20 protein-coding genes and 1 pseudogene are annotated in these 22296 nt (G+C 66.1%); 4 read left to right on the top strand and 17 right to left on the bottom strand.

Annotation, left to right across the window (positions count from 1 at the left end; all coding sequences use genetic code 11):
- Nucleotides 1–40: 40 nt before the first annotated feature.
- Genes VRZ77_RS02305 through VRZ77_RS02295 form a run of 3 tightly spaced genes read right to left on the bottom strand, consistent with a single transcriptional unit; the run spans nt 41 to nt 4010 of the window.
- Nucleotides 41–1705, bottom strand: coding sequence for an ABC transporter permease (locus tag VRZ77_RS02305; RefSeq protein ID WP_414591092.1), 1665 nt, complete (start codon nt 1703–1705; stop codon nt 41–43).
- Nucleotides 1706–1762: 57 nt separating this feature from the next.
- Nucleotides 1763–2872: an ABC transporter substrate-binding protein gene (locus tag VRZ77_RS02300; RefSeq protein ID WP_414591091.1), complete on the bottom strand. Its 1110-nt coding sequence runs from the start codon at nt 2870–2872 to the stop codon at nt 1763–1765.
- Nucleotides 2873–2921: 49 nt separating this feature from the next.
- Nucleotides 2922–4010, bottom strand: a complete 1089-nt coding sequence (locus tag VRZ77_RS02295; protein WP_414591090.1) for a mandelate racemase/muconate lactonizing enzyme family protein — start codon at nt 4008–4010, stop codon at nt 2922–2924.
- 137 nt (nt 4011–4147) lie between these two features.
- Here VRZ77_RS02295 and VRZ77_RS02290 point away from each other — a divergent pair, with 137 nt between their 5' ends.
- Nucleotides 4148–5035: an alpha/beta hydrolase gene (locus VRZ77_RS02290; RefSeq protein ID WP_414591089.1), complete on the top strand. Its 888-nt coding sequence runs from the start codon at nt 4148–4150 to the stop codon at nt 5033–5035.
- Nucleotides 5008–5868, top strand: a complete 861-nt coding sequence (locus VRZ77_RS02285; RefSeq protein WP_414591108.1) for an IclR family transcriptional regulator — start codon at nt 5008–5010, stop codon at nt 5866–5868. The genes VRZ77_RS02290 and VRZ77_RS02285 overlap by 28 nt, the downstream gene beginning before the upstream one ends.
- A 123-nt stretch (nt 5869–5991) precedes the next feature.
- On the opposite strand, the gene VRZ77_RS02280 is transcribed toward VRZ77_RS02285, so the two are convergent.
- The 10 genes from VRZ77_RS02280 to VRZ77_RS02235 form a co-directional block, all read right to left on the bottom strand.
- Nucleotides 5992–7152 carry a hypothetical protein gene (locus VRZ77_RS02280; protein ID WP_414591088.1) on the bottom strand — a complete coding sequence of 387 codons (1161 nt, stop codon included), beginning with the start codon at nt 7150–7152 and terminating at the stop codon, nt 5992–5994.
- Entirely contained in the window at nt 7146–7760 is a 615-nt protein-coding gene (locus tag VRZ77_RS02275; protein WP_414591087.1) for a hypothetical protein, read from the bottom strand. Before VRZ77_RS02275 ends, VRZ77_RS02280 begins: the two co-directional genes overlap by 7 nt.
- On the bottom strand, nt 7757–8641 hold the full coding sequence (locus tag VRZ77_RS02270; protein ID WP_414591086.1) for a VWA domain-containing protein: 885 nt from the start codon (nt 8639–8641) through the stop codon (nt 7757–7759). The genes VRZ77_RS02275 and VRZ77_RS02270 overlap by 4 nt, the downstream gene beginning before the upstream one ends.
- Entirely contained in the window at nt 8638–9579 is a 942-nt protein-coding gene (locus VRZ77_RS02265; RefSeq protein WP_414591085.1) for a VWA domain-containing protein, read from the bottom strand. Before VRZ77_RS02265 ends, VRZ77_RS02270 begins: the two co-directional genes overlap by 4 nt.
- The gene (locus VRZ77_RS02260; RefSeq protein ID WP_414591084.1) at nt 9576–9917 is read right to left on the bottom strand and encodes a hypothetical protein; all 342 of its coding nucleotides are present in this window, start codon (nt 9915–9917) and stop codon (nt 9576–9578) included. Before VRZ77_RS02260 ends, VRZ77_RS02265 begins: the two co-directional genes overlap by 4 nt.
- On the bottom strand, nt 9904–10740 hold the full coding sequence (locus tag VRZ77_RS02255; protein ID WP_414591083.1) for a DUF58 domain-containing protein: 837 nt from the start codon (nt 10738–10740) through the stop codon (nt 9904–9906). The genes VRZ77_RS02260 and VRZ77_RS02255 overlap by 14 nt, the downstream gene beginning before the upstream one ends.
- Entirely contained in the window at nt 10737–11687 is a 951-nt protein-coding gene (locus VRZ77_RS02250) for an AAA family ATPase (protein ID WP_414591082.1), read from the bottom strand. The genes VRZ77_RS02255 and VRZ77_RS02250 overlap by 4 nt, the downstream gene beginning before the upstream one ends.
- A 90-nt stretch (nt 11688–11777) precedes the next feature.
- Nucleotides 11778–13106: a histidine kinase gene (locus VRZ77_RS02245; RefSeq protein WP_414591081.1), complete on the bottom strand. Its 1329-nt coding sequence runs from the start codon at nt 13104–13106 to the stop codon at nt 11778–11780.
- Nucleotides 13103–13738 (bottom strand): response regulator, encoded by a 636-nt coding sequence (locus VRZ77_RS02240; protein ID WP_414591107.1) that lies wholly within the window; start codon nt 13736–13738, stop codon nt 13103–13105. Before VRZ77_RS02240 ends, VRZ77_RS02245 begins: the two co-directional genes overlap by 4 nt.
- 394 nt (nt 13739–14132) lie before the next feature.
- Nucleotides 14133–14567, bottom strand: coding sequence for a helix-turn-helix domain-containing protein (locus VRZ77_RS02235; protein ID WP_414591080.1), 435 nt, complete (start codon nt 14565–14567; stop codon nt 14133–14135).
- Nucleotides 14568–14660: 93 nt separating this feature from the next.
- On the opposite strand from VRZ77_RS02235, the pseudogene VRZ77_RS02230 reads away from it, so the two are divergent.
- Nucleotides 14661–15875, top strand: a pseudogene (locus VRZ77_RS02230) (MFS transporter).
- Between the two features lie 244 nt (nt 15876–16119).
- The gene (locus VRZ77_RS02225) at nt 16120–17457 is read left to right on the top strand and encodes an amidase (protein WP_414591079.1); all 1338 of its coding nucleotides are present in this window, start codon (nt 16120–16122) and stop codon (nt 17455–17457) included.
- 6 nt (nt 17458–17463) lie between these two features.
- On the opposite strand, the gene VRZ77_RS02220 is transcribed toward VRZ77_RS02225, so the two are convergent.
- The 4 genes from VRZ77_RS02220 to VRZ77_RS02205 are packed head-to-tail and all read right to left on the bottom strand — an operon-like array spanning nt 17464 to nt 22293.
- A complete protein-coding gene (locus VRZ77_RS02220; RefSeq protein WP_414591078.1) occupies nt 17464–18516 on the bottom strand; it encodes a threonine aldolase family protein in 1053 nt (350 codons plus the stop codon).
- Nucleotides 18517–18560: 44 nt separating this feature from the next.
- Nucleotides 18561–20096 carry a hydantoinase/oxoprolinase N-terminal domain-containing protein gene (locus VRZ77_RS02215; RefSeq protein WP_414591077.1) on the bottom strand — a complete coding sequence of 512 codons (1536 nt, stop codon included), beginning with the start codon at nt 20094–20096 and terminating at the stop codon, nt 18561–18563.
- Nucleotides 20093–21175: a DUF917 domain-containing protein gene (locus tag VRZ77_RS02210; protein ID WP_414591076.1), complete on the bottom strand. Its 1083-nt coding sequence runs from the start codon at nt 21173–21175 to the stop codon at nt 20093–20095. The genes VRZ77_RS02215 and VRZ77_RS02210 overlap by 4 nt, the downstream gene beginning before the upstream one ends.
- A 20-nt stretch (nt 21176–21195) precedes the next feature.
- On the bottom strand, nt 21196–22293 hold the full coding sequence (locus VRZ77_RS02205) for an ABC transporter ATP-binding protein (protein WP_414591075.1): 1098 nt from the start codon (nt 22291–22293) through the stop codon (nt 21196–21198).
- Nucleotides 22294–22296: the final 3 nt, after the last annotated feature.

The following is a 22296-nucleotide window of genomic DNA, read 5'->3' as shown; positions in this document are numbered from 1 at the left end:
CTTGGTGACACCGTTCAGTGTGATCATCGCACTCATTGAGCTACCCGCGTGAATAGATGACGACGGCCAGCGGCACCGTGATCGCAAGCTGGATGACGGCAAGTGCCGCCAGGCTTCCGAGATGGCCGACCAGATTGAGCTGAAGCATTGTCGTGCCGATCACTTCGGTTCCCGGACTGAACAGGAACGAAGCGGCCGAGTACTCTTTGAAGAACTGCACAAAATACAACATGAAAGCGCCGACAAGGGCGGACTTGGTCAGTGGCAGCGTTACATCCCGCACCGCGGCCCAGCGCGAGCCACCCGACACCCGGACCGCGCGATCGAGATCGCCGCCGATCTGCAGGAAGGCAGGCGTCATCGCGTTGAAACCCGTTGGGAAGTAGCGAATGGTGAAGGCGATCATCAGGATGATGATGGTCTGCCGCAGCACGTCACCGCCCGGCATCAGAATGACGGCGTAGAAGAAGCCGAGGCCGACCACGAGGCCCGGCACAGCACGCGGGATGACCGCGACCTGTTCAATCAAGGTGCGCGCGAACGGCAGGGTGCGATACGCGAACACCGCCGCGACGAAGGTCAGGACCAGAGCCGCAAACCCGCCGAGCGACGCGATGATCATGGTGTTGTAGATGCTGCGCACATATTGCTCGCGGCCGAAGATCACCCCGTAATTCTCCAGGGTCAGCACGTCGCTGATCGGCAGGAGCGGCGAGAGCAGGCTGGAGAACGAACGCAGCACCAGAAAGGCGGTCGGCACGATCGAGGTCATCACGACGAACAGTCCGATGATGCCAGTCAGCATCCACCCTCTCGATCCGATGCTGACCCGATCGGTCTTCGCGGCGCGTCCGCCCACCGTTACATAGCGGCGGGTATCTCCCAGCCAGCGCGTCTGCATCCAGACCATAAGCTGGACAATGATGATCATGAACACGGCTGCCGCCGCGACGATGCCATAGTCGACCTGAGCCGAAATGAGGCCCTTGGTATAGAGGTAGGTCGCCAGCACCTGAATGCGCGCGGGCTCGCCGATGATCAGCGGCACCGCCAGCAAATCCACCACCAGCATGAAGTTAAGCACAACGCAGGAGAGAATGGCGGGTTTCAGCAGCGGGATGACGACGGTGCGGATCGTGGTTAGCGGCCCGGCGCCCGCGGTGCGCGCCGCGCGTTCGAAATCATGGGGAATATTCGCGGCCGCAGCGGCGAAGAACAAGTAGCTGATCGGCGCCTGCGAGATGCCGGCGATCAGGCTCATGCCGCCCAGCGAATAGAGGTTCGGCAGGCCGAAGCCGAAATTAGCGCGCAGGAACAGCGAGAAATAGCCGCCCGGCCCGTAAAGCATCGACCAGGCGAAGGAGAGGATCAGCGGCGAGATGAAGATCGGCGCCAGGAACACCAGCCGCAGCGTCTTGCGCAGTGGTATGTTGAGCCGCTCGAAGATCAGGCTGAGCGAGAGACCCAGCACGATGGAAATGACCGAGGAAAGGCCGGCGAAGTAGAAGGTGTTCTCAGTTGCGACCAAAAAGTCCCGGTCCGACAGCAGGCGTCCGAAATTGCCGAGCCCGAAGGCCGCGCTGGCATCGTAGATCGGTTTGTCCAGAAACGCCTGATAGACGATCGGAATAACTGGCGAGATAAGGAAGAGAAAAAGCGCAACGCAAAAGGCCGCCGTCGCGAAACGGATGTTGAGGAAGGCCATATCCCGGTCTCCTGCGGGGAAGACCGGGCGCATCGGCCCCGTCTTCCCCGCGAGTGATCACTTCTTCTGGAAGGCGGCGTCGAGCCGTCCGGCGATTTTGGGCAGGCCCGACATCATGGCAGGGTCCAGCGTGACACGGGCCACATTGTCGGCGCCGACCTGGCTGACGATCCGGTCATAGCTCAGCCCGCCGGGCATGGCCGCAGGATCGGTGACGTCGCCGCGATAGCTGACAAGTCCGCCCTTGCCGACGGCCGTCTGGCCCTTCTGCGAGAGGATGAAGTCGACCAGCAGCTTCGCCGAGTTCGGGCTTTTCGCGCTCTTGGTGATCGCCATGTTGCGCATGTTGACCACGGTGCCGTCCTTGGGCAGCGCCCAGCCAATCAGCTTTTCGCGGTTTGGATCCTTGAACAGCCCGAGAACGGCCTGCGAGGAAACCAGATAGCCGATGACGTATTCGCCCGAGGTGATCTTCTCGACGATCGGGCCGGCCGTGCGGTAGGTGTCCGTCATCGGTCCAATCTTGTCGAACCATTCGAATGCGGTCTCGCCCTTCAGGCTAATGATGCCCCAGTAAATGGCCTGAGTGAACGCGCTCGCCGTCGGCGAATAGGTGCCCAGCCGGCGATTGAACTCGGCGGGCCGGCTGGTGGTGACGTCGACGATCTTCTTCATCGAGTCCGGCCAGTCGGCCTGCGGCAGCATCAGCTTGTTATAGGCGATCACGAACGGATCGGTGGAGACGGTATAGATGCCGGGATTGGGCACGGACCAGTCCGGCACATGCCCGATTTCCGGCGACTTGTAGGGCTCGATCATGTCCTTCGGCAACAGCTCCAGCCAGGCGAGAGGCGCGGCGGAAAGCAGGATATCGGCGGACTTGGTTTTCGCGCCCTGGTCCGCATAAAAGCGCTCAAACACCTCATTGGCGTTCAGGTCGGTCGGCTCGACCTTGATCCAGGGATATTCTTCCTTGAAGGCCGCAAGGATCGGGTCCCAGTTGAACAGCGCGATGTTCGAATAGACCGTCAGGCCGGTTTCGTTTTTCGACGCTTCGACGATGCTGGAATAGTCCGCGGGATAGTATGAAGGCGGCGCGGCGTTGGCTGCCGCGAACGGCGACAGCGCGAGACATGCGGCAAGGCAGGCGGCACTCAGATGCTTCATTGTTTCCTCCCAATATGCCCTCATTGAACGGGGCTTTGTGCGGGATCGCTCACGCGACCTTGTACTTCTGGAGCTCCTTTTCGTTGGGCTCGCAGCCATTCCCGGGCACGCCCGGTACGGTCACCGTGCCGTCATCGTTGATGTCCGGCGTATTGAGATAGACGCGCCCCCACATCGGATCGAATTCCTTCGGGTAGAACTCGATCATCAGGCCATTCGGGATCGCGGCGAGAAGATGCAGATGGGTCTGCTGGTCGCCATGGGGACAGATGTCCAGGCCATGAGCCTGCGCCAGCGCCGCGATCTTCATGAACTCGGTGATGCCGCCAGTGTAGCGGGCATCCGGCTGGAGGATGCCGACGGCCTGTGTGGCGATGAGGTCGCGGAAGCCATGCTTGGTATATTCGTTCTCGCCCGACGCCAGCGTCACCGGCACCGCCGCGGCAATCTTCTTCATGCCCTCATAATCATCGGGCTGAACAGGTTCCTCGAACCAGAACACGTCGTAATCGGCGACGAAACGGCCGAAGCTGATGGCGTCGTAATAGGTATAGGCGCAATTGGCATCGACCATCAGCTTGACGTCGGGGCCGATGGCCTCGCGCACCAGCTTCACACGGGCGGCGTCGTCGCGCGGGGACAGGGCGCCCACCTTCATCTTGACCGCGCGGGCACCGCGGGAGACGTAGCCGGCCATTTCCTCGCCCAGCCCGTCCAACCCCTTGCCGGGCGTGTAGTAGCCGCCGGTGACATAGGTCGGAATGCGCTCGCGGGCGCCGCCAAGCAGCACATAAAGCGGCAGGTTCGCGACCTTCGCCTTGATGTCCCACAGCGCGAAGTCGATGGCTGAGAGCGCACGGGTTTCCATGCCGCGACGGCCGGAAATCTTGGGGTTCCAGAGCTTCTTCCAGATCGCCTCGCTCATGAACGGGTTCATGCCGATGATCTGTTCGCAGAAGGTGGCGATGAGTTCCTTCTCGCCCGGCTTGGCGCCGGAAATGCCGATTCCGGTGACACCCTCGTCAGTATGCAGCTTCACCACGCCGAGCGTGACGTCGGTGTAGGTGTGCAGTCCATTGGTGATCGGCTGGGGGCGCGGCCAACGATAATAGGTAATTTCCGCTTTGATGATCTTCACGCAAAGGCCTCCCGTGGCGGGAGGCTGACGAAATGATTCTCATCCCTATGCCTCCCGATAGTGTTTGTTGTTGCGATGAGATTGACGGAGGAATTCTAACGTGTCAACTAATGAAAATGCATTTCATCTGGTGAAATATGACAGCTAAATCCTCTGACCGCACCACCTGCACCGAACGTCTGGTCTTCACGGAGTCGACGGACGGCTACACGCTGGCAGGCGCATTGTTCGAGCCCGCCGGTCGCAAGAAGGCGTCGACGCTGGTCATCTGGGTCCACGGCATCCATCTGCGCTTCTGCGAGCCGGAATATGTCGAGATCGGTCGCCAGGTGGCGTCGCAGAAGGTGGCATTCCTGAGCATGAACACCCGAGGGCAGGATTTCGGGGTCTGGATGCGCGGGCGTTCGGAGGCCAAGCTGGCCGGGTCCGGCTGGGAACTGATGCACGAATGCACGGCCGATCTCGACGGATGGCTGCGTTTCGCCGCCTCCGAGGGCTATGCCAATCTGGTCCTGGCAGGGCACGGCTTCGGCGGCTCGAAGATCATCTATCACCTCTCCGAGCGCCACGAGCCGGCGGTGCGGGGCGTGGTGCTGGTCTCCTGCGCCTCCATCGTGCGCGACATGGTCAAGCCGGAATTCCACGCCCGCGCGGAAGCCATGGTCGCTGAGGGCCACGGCATGGACCTGCTGCCTTGGGGCACCCGGCCCGGCGTGGTATCAAGTACGGTCAGCGCTCAGGTCCTGGTCGCGCGCGAGCGGCTGCATCGCGATCTCTATGGCGACGGTCAGCGGCCGCCGGCGCTCACCAAAATTCGGGTGCCGGTGCTCGCCTGGTTCGGCGAGGATGAAGTGAAGCTTGGGCGCGATGTGAACGGGCTGCTGGAGTCAATGGCGCAGAACCTGACATCCAGCCCGCTGGTGAGCACAAAGGTATTGCCGGGCACAACTTATCTGTGCACTGGCAGCGAGGAAATGATCGCGAGGGAAGTTCTGGAATGGGTAGGCCGCCTAAGGCACAGGTAATCGCCGCTGGAGACGAAGCTGGCGAAAAGCCGGCTCTGACGCGCACACTCGAACGCGGGCTGATACTGCTGACGCTCGTGGCGAAGGGCGGCGGCCGCTCGCTGATCGACATCAGCCGCGAGGCCGGCATGTCGCCGAGCACGGCGCTGCGGCTGCTGGAAACGCTGCGCGTGCACCATTTCGTCGAGAAGGATGTCGAAACGGGGCTTTACCGAACCGCGATCGGTGCCTTCGAGGTCGGCAGCAGCTATGTGCGGCAGAACGGGCTCAGCGAATCCGCCCGGATCGTGCTGCGAAAGATTTCCGTCGAACTTGGCCAGACCGCCAATCTCGCCATCCTCGATCGGTCTGACATTGTCTATATCGAACGGCTTGAGGCCGACGGCCCTCTGGGAACGCGCGGGCGGTGGGGCGAGCGGCTCCCGGCCCATTCTACAGCGGCCGGCAAGGCAATATTGGCGTGGTCGTGGGAATCGCGCTGCGACGAAATACTGGGTCCGGCGCCTTATGCTCAGCCGACGGTGAATACTATCGTCGACCGTGATCGCCTGATGCGGCACCTGCGCACCACCCGCGAGCGTGGCTATGCCCGCGATGATGAGGAGAGCGTCCTCGGCCTTCGCTGCATCGCGGCCCCCGTGCTTGACCGTGAAGGACGTCCGCAGGCGGCAATCTCGATCTCGATGCTGGCGATGAACAAGGAGTCGGCGCAGGAGGCGGTCATCGCCGAAACGGTACGTGTGGCCGCGCAACGGCTGGCGGGAATGGTAGGCTGGCAGCATCAGCCGCTGTCCTCGTCGAGAGTCGACAGCCATTCGGTGTTCATGGACTGACGTCTGCCAGCGCATCCAGCCAGACACAACGTCAAACCCGGCATAAGGGCGGGCAATGCATTAGATGGAAGCCGGACCATTCAATTGGGGCAGGCCACTTTCTGCGGCGTCCTGGTCGCGAGCTTATTGGTGGCGAAAGATCGAGGCTGCGGCCAGCTCTGCTTCAATTTTTACCGGCGCCCCGGCTCGGGCATACAGAATGACATCGAGCTGGTCGGTTTCCTGCCCGCTCACGGGCAGGCCCAGCTCTCGCCGGCGCCGCAGATAGCGTAAGGCTGCGGATCGGATCGCCCGCAGGTCGCCGGTTCTAATCGCCCGCTTCAGGGCGCGCCTTGCCGGGTCGAAGGGCCAGAGTCGTCGCAGCCGACGCATCACGTCTGTCCTTCGGCGCGGTGAAAGACCTCCGAAAGCCAAGGCGAAGCCAGCCGCCAGCCCTCCCGCGAGAGCAAGCATTGCCCCGCCGACCTGTGCCAAGGGCAACCGATCGACGCCGCTGCGATTATCGCGGAAGCTGGCATAGCCGAAGGGGATGGCAGGAATCTCGGCCGTGCGCATCTGTCGGCCAACTGTGTCGAACCAGGGCAGAGATACGGCCGGCAGCACACCCGGCTCGCCGGTCTTCGGACGCAGGTGCCATTCCCAGACGACGGTGGTCACCGGCCCGGCGGGGGTCGGCTCGATATCCCGCTGTTCCGGCGCGGCGAAGCTGATCAGCCATGGCTGGCGCAGGTTGGGCCGTGGCGGCAGTAGATGGGGCAGCGTGCCTTCGGCCCTAATCGTCACCCGCCGCACGAGCGTATCGCCATCGCGCAGCGTTCCCGGTGCCGCCGACAACGTGTCCTCGATTGTGAGGCTGCGGGCAGAAAGCGGCGCGCCTTGGCCCGGAAAAGGCGAAACATTGAGTGTGAGCGCCGGTGCTGTCACCTCCAGCGGTTCGCGCAGGTTGCTGGCGCCAACCACGGTCAGGTGATGCGTCACCGGCCCAATGGCGAGCGGACCTTCATGTCGCGGAAACACGGCGAGGCGGCGCTCGAACACCCGCACAGTGCGTCCATCGATCTGCTCGTCCCGCCACTGGTCGCGGGCGAGTTGCATCCAGTCATAGGCGTCCGAGCTCGGGAAGGTCAGCGTCTCCAGCGCAATCAGGCTGGTATATTCGCCCCTCAGCGTCACCGGGATCATCTCGCCGATCACCGGCCGTTGGTCCGACACGATGAGGCGTAGGCTGTCAGCATGGGCGCTGCCGGCGAGCAGGAGCAGCAGCAGCACGATCCGCATCACCATCTGTCGCCCTCCTCCGGGCGGATAAGGCCAAGGCCGGCGCGGCGCTCATGCTCCTTCTGCAGCCGTAGCCGCAGGAACTCGCCGGGGTCGTCGGCGAGCGTGTCGAGCCAGGCATCCGAAGCGGCGATGCCGCGTGCGGTGATCGGCTTCTTCCAGCTTGGATCAGGCGTGCTCGCCATCATCTGGCTGCCCACCTGCTCCGATGGGCTGAGGCCGCCTTGCCCCGGCAGTCGTCCGGGAACCGCGCTTTCGCCCCGGGTCTTGACGACCACGGTATCGATCAGATCGCGGAGGTGGCGTGCTTCGGCATCCGCGGGATTGGCGAACAGCACGGCGTCGAGATAGGCGACCGCCAACTCATGCCGGCCAGTGGCCGCCAGCGTCAGGGCGCGATTGAAGGTCTGGCTGCGGCCGGCTTCTGCGAAGGCGGCGTCGGCCGCTTCATAGTCACCTTCGCGGTAGAGCGCGAGACCGCGCGCGCCGGCATCGTCGAGCAGCGCAGCCGCGCCCGGAATGCCGGTCCACAGGGCGAGGCGCCCCCAAGCTACCGGACCTGCGAGCAGGATCAAGGTGACGCCGGCCCCGGCTATCAGCGCGGCGCGTGTCATGTGCGCCTCCGGAACAGGCTTAGCAGCGGCAGCGCCGCCAGTGCGGCAATGAACGGCCCGAGGTCGCGGAACTGCAGCGCAGCGACTGCTGGATCAGGGTTCAGTGCGCCACCGCGCGATAGGCGCCGCAGCACCGGCTCGGGCGAGCGCGCCGATGCCGAGGCGCTACCGAGCGCTTCGAGTGCGGCGCTGTCGGTCGTCCCGCCGGCTGCAGGCGCGAGGGTCAAGATGGAAAGCCGGACGCCTTCGGCGGTGAGCCGCTCCGCTTCCGCCTGCGTCGCATCGTCGATGCCGCCGCCATCGGAGACCAGCACCAGATCGCCGTCGCGGGTTCCCGACAGCATCTGCCGCGCCAGTGCCAGAGCGGCGGCGGGACGGCTGCCGGCGCCCGGCATGGTGCCCGGCTTGAGCACGGCGATCTGGCTCTCAAGCGTCGCCGGATCGGCGGTGGGCGCGGCGACGTCATAGGCCTCGCCGGAATAGAGGAGAAGCCCGACAGGACGGCCATTAGCGGCCGCCAGAATCCCCGCGGCGGCGGCCTGCGCATCGGCGAGAGCGGCGCTCTCGGCGACCGAGGGCGACATGTCGATCGCGATCAGTATCGCCCCGCTGCCGGCAAGCAAGGGAGCGTCGGGACGCGGTACGGCAGGGCCGCAGAGCCCGAGGCTGATCAGCGCCGCGGTGGCGAGAGCCGCGAATTTCTGGCGCCCGGCAATGTCGTGCAGATGGCCGAGCACGCGCATAGCGGCGAACATGGCCGGCGGCATCACCTGCTGCCAGCCGCCGGAAACCGCCCCTTTCCGCCACCGCCACAGCGCGACAACGGCAAGCAGCGGCAGGATGACGAGCCACCAGGGACGCAGCAAGACGATGTCGCTCATGCGCGCCTCCGGGCTGCGATCAGAAGGACGAATGCCATGGCCGCGCCACCCGGCCAGATCCACAGGGGTTGCCAGTAGCGCAGCGGCGGACGGCGCATCGGATTGGGTTCAAGCTGGTCGAGAGCGGCGGCCATGGCCTGAAGATCGTCCATGCCCCGGACGCGAAAGCTGGTGCCGCCGCCGAGTTTCGCCACCTCGCGCAGGGTCGCGGCATCCACGGCATCCTGCGCCTGCGGCTGACTCTCCAGATCGTCCGGGCCGAGCGCGATGGTGTGCACCTTTATGCCATGGCCGGCGGCGAGCCGTGCGGCGTCGCTCGCCTGCACCTTGCCCGAGGTGTCGACGCCGTCCGTGAGCAGGATGACGACGCGGCTCGCCGCATCGCTCTGCAACAGTCGCCGGGTCGCGAGGCCCAAGCCGTCGGAAATCGCGGTGGAACGGCCGGACACGCCGATCTGCGCGGCTTCGACGGCATGGGCGACCGAGGCGACGTCGAAGGTCGGCGGCTGCGCGACATAGGCGCGGTCGCCGAAGATGACGAGGCCAATGCGGTCGCCCTTGCGGGATGCGACGAAGCGAGAGGCGACGCGCTTCACCGCGTCGAGCCGCGACAGCGGGTTGCCATCGAGGGCGAAGTCCTCCTTGACCATGCTGCCGGACAGATCGAGCGCCAGAATGATGTCGCGGCCGGAGGCGGTGACGACATCCTGGGTCGCCGTCACCTGAGGGCCAGCCAGCGCCAGCACCAGCGCCAACCAGGCGGCGATCGCCAGCGCCATTCCCAGCCGGTCGTCGCGCATCTTGACTGGCAAGGCGGCAGCAAAGGCACCGACGCCGACGCCCAGCGGCGCGGTCACCGCAGCACGCGCTGGCAGAAACTGCCGGACCAGCCAGGGCAGCGGCAGCAGCAGGAATGCGAGCGGAAAAGCGAAGCTCATCGGCGACCGCGCCTTGCCTTCAGCGCGATGCGCTCGACCGTTGCCGGATCGAGTTCGGGCCCGGGACCATAGGCGGTGGCGCGCAGTTCCACCGGCAAGTGACCGAGAATGCGGGCAATCGCGAGAACACGCTCCTGAGACGGCAGGGGACGAGTGGCGCGGATCAGCGCCCGCCGCGACGCCCGGTGCTCCAGTAGCGGCACGACCAGCACAGACACAAGCGCCGCCATCAGCAGACCGGCACCGAACAGCATCAGGAAGTCAGCCGCGTGAAGCTGCATCAACGCGGGCGGCAGGCGCCCTTCCGGCAGCGCGGCGATCAGCTCAGCCTGCGTCATCGCCCGCTGCCTCAAAGTGGACATTGAGCGTCCGCAGGCGCTGCGCCAACGACGTATGGTCGACCGGGCGCAACCGGGCGAACTTGTTGAGCGCTCCGGCATGGATCGGCATGGGCTGCCGAGGCGGGACGGCATCGATCGGATCGAGCGGTACGAGAAGCCGCACGTGCCGGCGCCGCGCCAGTCTTGCCAGCGCCGACTCATCGGTTTCCGCGATGCCCTCCGCGTTGGTCACAATGAGCACCTCGGCACCCGGCGGGGCGAGCCGGCCGGCACGCAGGAGTGCCTGCGCAAGAGGTGGACCTTCCCCGCCAATGTCGAGTGCCTGATCGTGCCAGCGCGCCAGCATGTGGCTGATACGGCTCATCTGCTGCAGGCCGCTGCCTATCGGGATCACCGCAACGCCGGCAGCGTTGATGCTCATCGCGGCGACAGAGGCTCCGCGCGCCGCCGCCTGCCATCCGCGCCGCACTGCCGCTCGCGCCGCGCGCACCGAGCGCAGCGTCGCGCCGGTGCCCCACAGCATGGGGAGGCGGAAATCGGCAATCAGCAGCAGCGTGTCGTCGCGGTCTTCGTAAAAGCTGCGCACATGCGGCGTCCCGGTGCGGGCGGTGGCAGCGGGGTCGATACGGCGGGCATCGTCGCCCTCCGCAAAGCCGCGGATCTCCCGCAAATCCATGCCGGCGCCCGCCGCCTTGGCCGGAACGGCACCGGGCCGGCGCGACTTCGGATGCGGCCGGCCGACTTGGAACACGCCCTCGCGCAGGGCGAGCAGCTCCGCCACTTGCAGGCGGATGCCCGGGGCGTCCAGCGTCGCGCTCACCACGGCTCCACCATGCGTAGTATATCGGCAACCAGACTGCGGCCGCTGCGCCCCTCGCCGATGGCGGCCCAGCTCGGGATCAGCCGGTGGGCGAGCGCATCGGGTGCGAGCGCGGTCACGTCGTCCGGCAGGGCATAGTCGCGCCCGCGCAGCCAGGCACGCGCCTGTGCGGCAATCGCCAGTGCCAGCGTGCCGCGCGGCGAGATCGGATGCTCGACCCATTCGGAGACCGCGCCGCCCGCCCGCGAGGCCATAACCAGCCGCACGATGTAATCCTTCAGAGCCGGCGCGAGATGCACCAGCGCAACTTCGGCCTTCGCGGCGTGTAGCGCGTCGGTCGAGACCGGAAGCGCCGCGAGAGCAGGCGGGGTTATGCGCTCGGCGGAAACGAGATCGAGGATGGCGCGCTCCTGCTCCGCCAGCGGCAAACCAAGCGAGAGATGCAGCAGGAAGCGGTCCATCTGCGCCTCGGGCAGCGGGAAGGTTCCCTCATGCTCGATCGGGTTCTGGGTGGCGACGACCATGAAGGGATCGGGCAGCGGGCGGCTCACGCCGGATGTGGTCACCTGCCCCTCCGCCATGGCTTCAAGCAGCGCCGACTGCACCTTCGGCGGCGCCCGGTTGATTTCGTCCACCAGCACCAGCGCGTGGAACAGCGGGCCGGGAACGAAGTCGAAGCTGCCGCTTTCGGGGCGAAAAACCTGCGTCCCGGTGAGGTCGGAGGGCAACAGGTCCGGTGTGCACTGGATTCGGGCATGGCTTCCCGGCAGATGAGCGGCCAGGCGCTTGACCGCACGGGTCTTGGCGATGCCCGGCGGCCCCTCGATCAGCACGTGACCGCCGGCCAGCAGGGCGATCAGCAGCCGCTCGACCAATTCCTGATGACCGATCAGCCCGGCGGCGACCTCCGCACCGAGCCGCGCAATCGGATGCGACATGTCGTTCATGCGCGAGACCTCCCCATATTGGGAAGGTGAGCCGGGACGGTGGGACACGCCAGAGAGGCCTTCCCGGCCCACCCGGGAAGATCGCCCGGGTCAGCGCGGCAGCGTGGCCGTCGCGCACATGCCACCCTCGACCGGCGCCAAATTGAAGCTGCCGCCAAGCGCATCGACGCGTTCGCGTATCCCAAGGAGGCCATGACCGTCGCCGACCGGGCCATCATGGCGGGCGGAGCCGTCATCGGTTGCGGTCAGGGTAATGGCGTCGGCGACCTCGATGCGCAGCGCGACGTTCTTCGGCGCGCCGTGACGAATGGCATTGGTCATGCATTCCTGGGCGATCCGATAAAGGCTGAGTGCCAGTTCGTCCGGCACGGCGTCGATGTCGCCGGCGAGATCGAGGGTGAAGCGCACCGCCGGCACGCGGTTGCGCCAGTCCGCAAGGAGCCTCTCCAGCGCCGGGCGTAGCCCGAGGTCGTCGAGGTCGGGCGGGCGCAGCCGGGAAAGCTCGGCGCGGAGGCTATCCATCATCTGGCCCGAGATTTCAGCGATGCGCGCGCCGTCCTGCGCCGTGGACTCACCGGATTGGGCGATCGCCGCAGCCATGGCGCGGGTCGCCGTCAGGCACTGGCCGAATTCGTCGTGCAGCTCGCGCGCCAGCGCCCGCCGCTCGCTTTCCTGTACCGTGAAAAGACGCCGGGTCAGTTCGGTGCGTGTCGCCTGCGCCTCCTGCAGCGTCGCGGCGGTGTCGTTCAACGCCCCGCTGAGCCGGTCGAACTCCGCCACGTGCAGATGCGGCAGGCGGGTGGCGAACTCGCCGCGTTGCAGGCGCTCGATGCCGCTCAGTATGCTGCGGAACGGCGCTAGCAACCGCACCATGAGCAGGCAGGTGAGCAGACAGCCGCCAATAGCCATGCCCACGGCGACGCGCATCAGGTCACCGGTGCGGACCCAGGCGCGACTTACGATGACGCCGGGATCGGCGGCCGCGGTGACGACGGCATCGGTGACATAGCGCATTCGCACGGGTACGGCGCTGGGTGCCGGCACCAGGCCGATGCGCTGTGCCAGCCAGATAAACCAGCCGGGCGGGCTGCCCTCTGCGGCAAGATACGGCCCGCATCGCCGGTGCGATGGCTCGTCCTTCGCGCCGAACTCGACGCAGACGCCGGGGGCGATGAGCGTCCAGGCTGGAAATTTCTGCCAGTCGCGGAATACAGGCGAGGGCGCCACTCCACCGAAGGCGAGGCCAATGAAGTCCGGCCGCGCGGCAATGGCATTGGCGACGCGGCGAGAGGTGGTGTCCACATCTGCGCGCGCTGCGCTCGCTGTGTCCCAGAGCACCCACCCGGCAGCAACGACGACCGTCAAGAGACCCGCCGCCAGCACCCGGAGAACCAGTTGGGGCAACAGGCCGCGCATCATGGCGCCGGGACGAAGCCGGCGCGCTGCGCCTTGAGTACAAGGTCGGCATCGCCGGAGGCGCCGAGCTTGGCGCGGATCTGCGACAGGTTGTTCTGCACCGTCTTGGAGGATAGGCCGAGGCTCTGGGCAATGGCGCGGCCATTCATCCCGCGCCCCAGCAGAAGCAGGATGTCGCGCTCACGCGGGGTCAGGCCGGCGAAGTCGTCGTTCTCGATCGAGGTACGTGCGAATTCCTGAGCCATGTCGGCGGAGAGCACCCGCCGCCCCGACATCACCGTGGTGATGGCCCGAACCAGTTCATCGGGCGGACTGCTCTTGGAGACGAAGCCGCGCGCTCCTGCCGCTATCGCCTTCTGCGCAAAGACCGCCCCTTGATGCATCGACACGACGATGATGCGGGCGCGAGGGTCACGTGCGAGAATGGCTTCCACCGCCGGAAAGCCACCGCCACCTGGCATGGAAAGGTCCATCAGCACGATGTCCGGAGTGTGCTTGATGAAGTCCGTAAGCGCTGCTTCGCCGTCGCCCGCCTCGGCCACAACGGACAGGCCGGGCTGGCGCCCGAGCAGCCGGCGGTACCCCTCGCGCACGATTGGATGGTCATCGACCAAAAGGATGCGGATCAGATCCATAGCGCGAAGATACAACGGGCGGGTCGAGATTTCTCTATGCCACTTGGCTGGCAAAATAGGCGCCGGTCTCCAAGCCCTACGGGGGAGACGGCGATCCAGGCGGGCACGGGGTCGAGGTCGCAAGGGTCATTAAGAGTGGCCGGTGCCGCCGATCATGAGGTCCGTGTTACCGCCAGCGGGAAGGTGCCCATGAGCGTACCTCGCTCATGTCGGCTTTTGGACCACGACCGTTGCCAGATCAATGACGACATGGCGGCGCTTCGCCGACATCGCTGAAAGGCGGCGAGAGACAGGTATGAGCCAACGTGCATCATGGGGTTATAGCGAACACATAGTTCTGTTCTTGGTCGCTCGCGGCTCGCCAGCTCTCGTGGGCACCCGGAAAACGTTATGGTCAGGTGCCCGCTGTCGGCTTTGACATATTCCCGCGCTTGCCACTCCGTTTGCCCGCCATGTCCACCAGTCGGCGAAACCTCGGGCACTCCATGTGAGAGGACGCCGGGCAATCGGCGACATGGCGAAGGGTGTCGCGCAGCACCGTCATTTCGCGGATTTTCCGGTCAATCTCTTCCGCCTTCGCGTGTAGCGCCGCGCGCGGCAAATCCGGCATACCGTTTCTGCCGAACATGCCCGCGATCTCGTCGAGCGAAAAGCCGGCCGATTTGCCCATTGCAATCAGCTTGAGCTGCAACAGCACCTCGGGGGCAAACTGTCGGCGCAATCCATGCCGGGTGACCGAAGAAATCAGCCCGGCTTCCTCGTAGTAGCGCAGCGCCGAGGGCTTGTTCCCGCTCTTCTCCGCGACTTCGCCAATATCCAGAAATTTCATGCTTGACCTCAAGTTGGCTTGAAGTGGCAGCCTGCTCGCCAACGGCTCTCGAAGCAAGAGGACGAAACAATGGGACAGGCATGGTCAGGCGTAATGGAGAAGGCACAAGCGGGGATCGTGGTCACACTGGCGCTCGGGATGCTGTTGGCCGCGCTCGGCACGAGCATTGCCAATATCGCGTTGCCGGCGCTTGCTGAGGCCTTCTCAGCCCCCTTCGCACAAGTACAGGCGGTGGTCGTCGCCTATCTCGCGGCGCTGACAGTCTGCGTGGTCATCGCCGGTCGTCTCGGCGACAGCCGCGGACTGAAGCCCATGCTGGTGGCCGGCCTCGCCCTATTTGCCGTCGCCTCGCTGCTGTGCGCCGTCGCGCCGAGCCTGTCCCTGCTGATCGCGGCGCGGGCACTTCAAGGAATGGGCGCGGCATTCCTGATGACACTCGCCATGGCGCTCATGCGCCAGACCGCCAGCGAGGCGCGTGTCGGGCGGGCCATGGGCCTGCTCGGCACGGTATCGGCGCTGGGCACGGCGCTCGGCCCCTCGCTTGGCGGACTGCTGATTCCGCTGACAGGATGGCGCGGCATCTTCTGGGTGCAGGTGCCATTAGCGGCTCTGGCCCTGATACTGGCAATCACCATGCTCCCGGCCGAACCCAGCCAGGAAAAGGCGCCGTCCGTCAGCCTGTGGTCGGCCATGAACCGGAGCCGTGCGCCCAATCTCCTAGTCAATGGCGTGGTCGCCGCCGTCATGATGACGACACTGGTGGTCGGCCCCTTCTATCTCGGCATCGGGCTTGGTCTTACGGCGCCACAGGTCGGCTTGGTCATGGCGGTCGGCCCCGTGATCTCCATTCTCAGCGGCGTTCCGGCCGGCCGGCTGGTCGATGCCTAGGGCAGCGGCCGCATGCTCGCCATCAGTCTGGCTCTGCTGGCAACAGGCGCTTTCCTGCTGGCGTTTCTGCCGAACCGGATCGGCGTTGCGGGCTATGTGCTCTCCATCATCGTGCTGACGCGCGGCTATCAGCTGTTCCAGTCCGCCAACAACACCGCCGCGTTAGCCGACATCTCCAAGGACCGGTGCGGCACGGTCTCTGGATTGCTTGGCCTGTCGCGCAATATCGGTCTGATCGCCGGCGCGTCCGCCATGGGGGCCGTCTTCGCTTTCGGCGTGGGGACGCAGGAGTTCGCGCGCGCGACCCCTTTGGCCATCGCCTCGGGCATGCGGCTGACCTTCCTACTGGCTGGCGTAATGATGCTTGCCGCTATCGCGGTTGCGTTCGGGCATCGTCATTCCGCTACGCACGCGCCTTGATCGCCATTATCCGCGCAACGGTGCCGAAACCCGCCGCCTTGTTGCCAACGCCGGAGCGCGAGCGATCAAGAAGAGAACTATGTGTACGCTATAGCCCTATGATACCTGCCCTTACAGTCGATGTGCTTTGGCGGAGGGGCACATCGTCGTCCCGCGTCCTGCATGCCATGAACCCGGAATGTTCCTTCGATCCTCAGCGATGGTGACTGCCGTCCCCATTGTCGGCGCAGGTGTCCGACCGTAGTTGTGGCGCACCACTGCCGGAGCTCGCACAATGGTCGTTCCTTCAGCCTTCCTGTCGGTCCGGTCGCTGGGCGAGGGTTACCGCTCCGGGCGCTTCACCCCGGTTGATGTCTGCGCACAGGCGATGCGGCGGCTGGACGCGTGGGAGCCGCGGCTCAACGCATTCATCGACCCGATGCGCGATGAGGTGATGCGGCAAGCGCGGGAGGCAACCGATCAGCTCGCGCGCGGCGAGGACAGGGGGCCGCTGCACGGCATTCCCGTCGCTATCAAGGACATCATAGACATCGCCGGGGTCGCCACCAGCTACGCCACCAAGTCCGTTCCGCCGCGCCTTGCGACGCGCGATGCCGACTGCGTGCGGCGGCTGCGGCAAGCCGGCGCGATTCTGTTCGGCAAGACCAACCTGCTGGAATTCGCTTACGGTATCGCCCATCCGGCCTTCGGACAGACCAACAACCCGTGCGACCCGTCGCGTACCGCTGGGGGCTCAAGCGGCGGATCGGCTGCGGCGGTCGCCGCCGGCATTGTGCCACTGGCGCTGGGAACCGATACAGGGGGGTCGGTGCGCGCCCCGGCGGCCTATTGCCGCATTGTAGGGCTGAAGCCGAGCTTCGGGCTGCTGTCGCTCGACGGCGTCTATCCGCTCTCCCCGAGCCTCGACCATCTTGGCGTTCTCGCTCGCAACGCGGAGGACGCCGCACTCGCACTTGCTGTGCTGGCCCGCTCCCCGCTCGCCGCAACGGCACCCGCGCGGCCCCGTCTCGGCATCGTGCGCAACCAGTGGAACCACCCGGCTGTAACCACGGAGATTCGCGCGGCCATCGCGGGGGCGGTTGCGCGTCTGCGTGAGGCTGGGGTCGAAATTGTTGAGATCGACCTGGCTGCACCGGAGGCGATGGCGGCGGCGCTGCTCGACATATTGCTGCCGGAGGCGGCGAGGATCCATGCGGAGACGTTTCGCCAGGCGGAAGTCGGCTACGCGCCGGGCACGGCGGCGCAGATCCGCGCCGGCATGAGCCTTCCGGCGCTGCGCTATCTCGTGGCGAAGGAAGAGCAGGCGCGCTGGACGGCGGAGCTCGACGGCATCTTCACACATGGCGACGCACTCATCGCCCCGACGGTGCCCTTCGTCGCCCCGGACATGGACCCAGCGCTTAGCGCAGAGGGCGACGACGAGATCCTGAGCCTCACTCACGCCAATCTCACGGGCGCACCAAGTATCTCGCTGCCGTGCCGGAGCGACGGCACGCTTCCCGTCGGGCTCCAGTTCACCGGCCGGCCGGGTGCGGATGGGGCGCTGCTGGCGCTGATGCGTCAGCTGGAGCCTTTGCTCTAATCTCCTTTAGCCGGCATCTACCGTAAGGCTGGCAGCCTCACGAATATCCGCGGCGAGCTGTTCCACGCGCTGGGGATCGGCATCCCAGGCGAACATGAAGCGGGCACCGCCGCCGATGAAGGTATAGAAGCGCCAGCCCCGCGCCCGGAGCTCCGCCAGAACCGGCTCCGGCGCCTTGATGAACATCGAGTTTGCTTCGACCGGGAACAGCAGCTCGATGCCGGCGACGTCGCGAACCGCCTCGGCGAGCCGGGTGGCGCAGGCATTGCCGTGTTCGGCATTTCGCAGCCAGGCGCCGGTCTGCAGCAGGCCGATCCAGGGGGCGGAGAGGAAGCGCATCTTGGAGGCGAGCTGCCCCGCCTGCTTGCAGCGATAGTCGAAATCGGCTGCCAGTGAGCGATCGAAGAAGATCACCGCCTCGCCCACCGCCATGCCGTTCTTGGTGCCGCCGAAGCAGAGAACATCCACCCCGGCCTGCCAGCTCATCTCGGCAGGCGTGCAGCGCAGGCTTGCGCAGGCATGGGCGAAGCGCGCGCCATCCATGTGCAGCTTCAGCCCCAGCTCGCGGCACAGGGCGGCGATGGCCCGTATCTCGTTAAGGCTATAGACCAGCCCGGTCTCCGTCGGCTGGGAAATGGTGACCACGCGCGCCTTGGGGAAGTGGATGTCCGAGCGGCTGGTGGCGAGGGCGCGTATCATCTCCGGTGTCAGCTTGGAGCTGCCGGGCGGCGCGACCAGCAGCTTCGAGCCGTTGGAGAAGAATTCCGGCGCGCCGCATTCATCGGTCTCCACATGGGCGGACGCGGCACAGATCACGCTGTGAAAGGACTGGCACAGCGAGGCCAGCGCCAGCGAGTTGGCCGCCGTGCCGTTGAAGACGAAGAACACGTCGCAATCGGTGGCGAAGAGGTCGCGGAATGCGTCCGCCGCCTCGGCGGTCCATTCGTCATCGCCATAGGCGACGCAGGAGCCGTCATTGGCGCGAGCCATGGCCGCCCAGGCTTCCGGGCAGATGCCGGCATAATTATCGCTGGCGAATTGCTGCGGTGACGAGGCCATAGCCCTCCCCTTCCTTCACTGTCTCCAAAAACGACGCCGCGCGTTCAGCCCGCGAGATCGCCGATCACCCGCACCCTCACCCGCAGGGGATCGCCGGGGATGTAGGACATGGGCGTGTCCTCCATGTCGAGCACGGCAAGTGTCGCCTCGGCTGCGCCGGCGGCAATGGCGTGCTCACGCGCTGCGCTCCGTGTCTCCTCGATGGCCCGCTCGCGAGGTACGCCGTAAAAGATGCGCTCGCACTCGCCGCTCACCTGCGACATGGCCGCGCCAACGGCATTGGCCACGCCCGCATTTTCGACCTTGATGACGGCCGAGACCCCGGGAAGCCTGTCCGGAACCAGAAAGGCACCGCCTCCCACCGCAACCACCGGCATATCGGCGGCGCTGGTCTTCATCCGGTCGACGAGATCGCCCAGCCGGCGGGCAATCCAGTCCTGCGCCATATCCGTGAGGACGGCGGGTACGTCTGTCAGCCGGTCGGCATCGCCGAGCTCGATCAACCCGAGACGGACCCCGACATCGGTGAGGGTGAGCGTATCACCGCCGGCGACGCGGGTCTTCTCCAGCAGCCGGAAACCGACGCTGTCCGGACCGATCGCGAAAGGCGCATCGCGCACGATGGTGCCGCCGCCCAGCGCCACCGCCACCACATCCGGCATGCGGAAGAAGGTGCGCACCCCGCCAATATCGACCTGAGTATTTGCCTGACGTGGGAAGCCGGCGCGCAGCATGCCCGCATCCGTGGTGGTCCCGCCGACATCAAGCACAATGGCTTCGCTGAGGCCCGAGAGCAGATACGCGCCGCGCATGCTGTTGGTCGGCCCGGACGCGAAGCACAGCACCGGAAAGCGCTCGGCCTCCTCGGCACGCATCACCGTGCCGTCGTTCTGGGTGAGATAGAGCGGCCCATCGAGCCCGGTTTCGGCGACAGCTTGGCGGAACGCGGCAACCGTATGCCGCGCCAGACCGTGCAGCGCGCTGTTTAGGATGGTGGCATTCTCGCGCTCGATCAGCCCGATGCGACCGAGGTCGCTGGAGAGTGTGACGGTCACGTGAGGGGCGATCTCGGCAAGGATTGCGGCCGCCTCGGTCTCGCAATCCGCGATGAGCGGGGAGAAAACGGCGGTGATCGCGGCGGCAGTGATGCCGCTGTCGCGGATCGTCTCCGCTGCCCGGCGCATTCCCGCGCGGTCGAAGACAACGATGGGCCGGCCATCGAACTCGTGGCCACCTTCCAGCAGGAAGACCGGTCCCGCCACGGCCACCGACAGGTCGGCCGGCCAGTCCGCCATGGGCGGAATGGACGAGGCCGACGGCAGACCGATGCGGATCACCGCGACCTTCGAAAGACCGCGCCGCTCGATGACGGCATTGGTGAAATGCGTGGTGCCGATCATCACCGCCCGGACGTCCGGCGGCGCGCCGTCAGAGCCACCGAGAACATGCGCCAGCGCCTTGCGCACACCGGTGGTCACGTCCGCTGTCGTCGGGGTCTTGATCGAACGCAGGATCGTGCGGCCGTCGAGCAGCACCGCATCCGTGTTGGTGCCGCCCACATCAATGCCGATGCGCTTCATCGGGTCAGCTCCTCGAAGGGGCGGTAATCGAAATCATAGCCGAATGCCCGGGGGCCCACGACCGCCAGTCCCTCGGGGCTGCGCATGATGGGATCGGCGGCGAGCACGATCACCGCCACGCGCTGGCCGTAGCGGATCACCTCGGCGCCGATGGCTTCGGCATTCTCCTCGTCAAGCACGGTGATGAGATCGGGCACGCTGGCCACCAGCGTGCCGTCGCGATGGGCGACGGAGAACTCGTTCTGGAAGTCGATCAGCAGTTCCTGTCCCTGATGCGACCCGGAACCCGTAAGGCGCACCGTGCCGCGAACGAAGCCGCCCTCGGTGCGCCGCGAGACGTCCTCGACCTTACCGGTAAAGGTTAGACGGGCGTGCGCGCCGTCGGCGAGTGCCGCCACCGGGTCGCCGCCTGACCCCTTGGCTTCCTGAATCGTGCGTCCTATAGCGAGGGCGCGTGAGACAGAGCGCAAGATGGCGTGCGCCTTCACCTCGGCACCCGAACGTGGCGCGGTGCAGGTGCCGGCGATGGAGCCGAGCTCGACCACGATGCGCCGGCCGATCCGCTCGACGCGTGTGGCGCTTTCCGCGCGCGGGATCAGGACTTCATTGTCGCGAATGTCGGCGATGGCAAAGGGCGCCACCTCCAGCCCGCGAATGGCGAAGCTGGCCATCTGCGCTTCCGGGAAGGCGCGGCCCATCGTGTCGGCATCGACGACGGGCAGGCCGAGTTCCATGCCCACCAGCATGGCGAAAAACGCGTTCTCACCACCAATCTCGATCGACATGATGGCGTCGAAGGGCGCGCCGGTATGCGCCTCCATCAGCCGCACCGCGCGGCAGATCGATTGCGGCTCCGGCAGCCGCTCCTTGGTGACCAGCGGCGCGCCCATGATGCAGACCACCGCGACGCGCGCATTGTCTGCCAGCTCATCGGGATCGATCAGGCGGATGCGCCGGCCGCGGCGGTATTCCGCCTGCGCGCACATCAGTTCGAGATGGGGATGGTTGCCCCCGCCGGTGCCGAGCACGCCCGCGCCAATGGCGAGCGCCTCCAGTTCGTCATAGTCGAGTTCACGCATGAATCTGGTGCCTTGAAGGGTCAGGCGTCGACCAGCCAGACGGACTGGCTCGGCCATGAGAAGATCGCGTTCGCGCCCCGTTCGGGGGCGGGTAGCGCGGCGCTATGATGCGCGGTGATGCGCCGTCCATCCGGCAGGTGGCCGACGATCTGCTGCACAGCGCCGGAGAACATGATTTCCTCGATCCGCGCCTCGATCCGCCCGTCATGGCTCTCGGGGGCGGTGGCGCCGACGGCGATCGTCTCCGGCCGCACCACCAGCGCGACGGAAGCGCCGGAGGGGCGGCCCCCACGCTGGGCAGGAGTGAGGAACAATGTGAGCGGCAGGCCCGTCGCCTCCACCCGGCCCTCGCTGCCGAGCCGCGCGTCGAACAAATTGGCATTGCCGACGAAATCGGCAACGAAGCGCGTCGCCGGGCGTCGGTAGAGAGCTTCCGGCGTGTCGAACTGCTCCAGTGCGCCGCCATTCATCACGGCGATGCGGTCCGAAAGCGTCAGCGCCTCCTCCTGATCGTGCGTGACGGCGACGAAAGTGAGCCCGAGATCGCGGTGGATGGTCTTCAGTTCCGCCTGCATCTGCTTGCGCAGCTTGAGATCGAGCGCGCCGAGCGGCTCGTCGAGCAGCAGCACGGCCGGCCGCACGATCAGCGCCCTCCCGAGCGCCACGCGTTGGGCCTGACCGCCGGAAATCTGGCTGACACGGCGTTCGCCGAAGCCCTTGAGGTTCAACAGTTCCAGCATGGCCTCGACGCGGCGGGCGATCTCGGCCTTGTCGACCTTGCGCATGCGCAGGCCGAAGGCGAGGTTCTGCGCCACCGTGCGGTGCGGGAACAGGGCGTAGTCCTGAAACACCATGGCCGTGTCGCGCTCATAAGGCGCCGCGCCGACGACGGAAACGCCATCAATGAGCACATCGCCGAATGAAGGTGTGACGAAGCCGGAAATCATCCGCAGCAGCGTGGACTTGCCGCAGCCGGAGGGCCCTAGAATGGTGACGAAGGCACCGCGCGGAATCTCCATCGAGACCTCGCGTACGGCGGTCGAGGCGCCATAGACCTTGCTGACGGCCCGCAATTCCACGGCGTTGGCAGAAAGCGGTTTGGGGGGAAGCTCACTCATCGT

Source organism: Ancylobacter sp. G4_0304, assembly GCF_047501495.1.
GTDB lineage: Bacteria > Pseudomonadota > Alphaproteobacteria > Rhizobiales > Xanthobacteraceae > Ancylobacter.
Note: the sequence above shows the minus strand (reverse complement) of the source record. Positions and strands in the feature narration are given on the sequence as shown.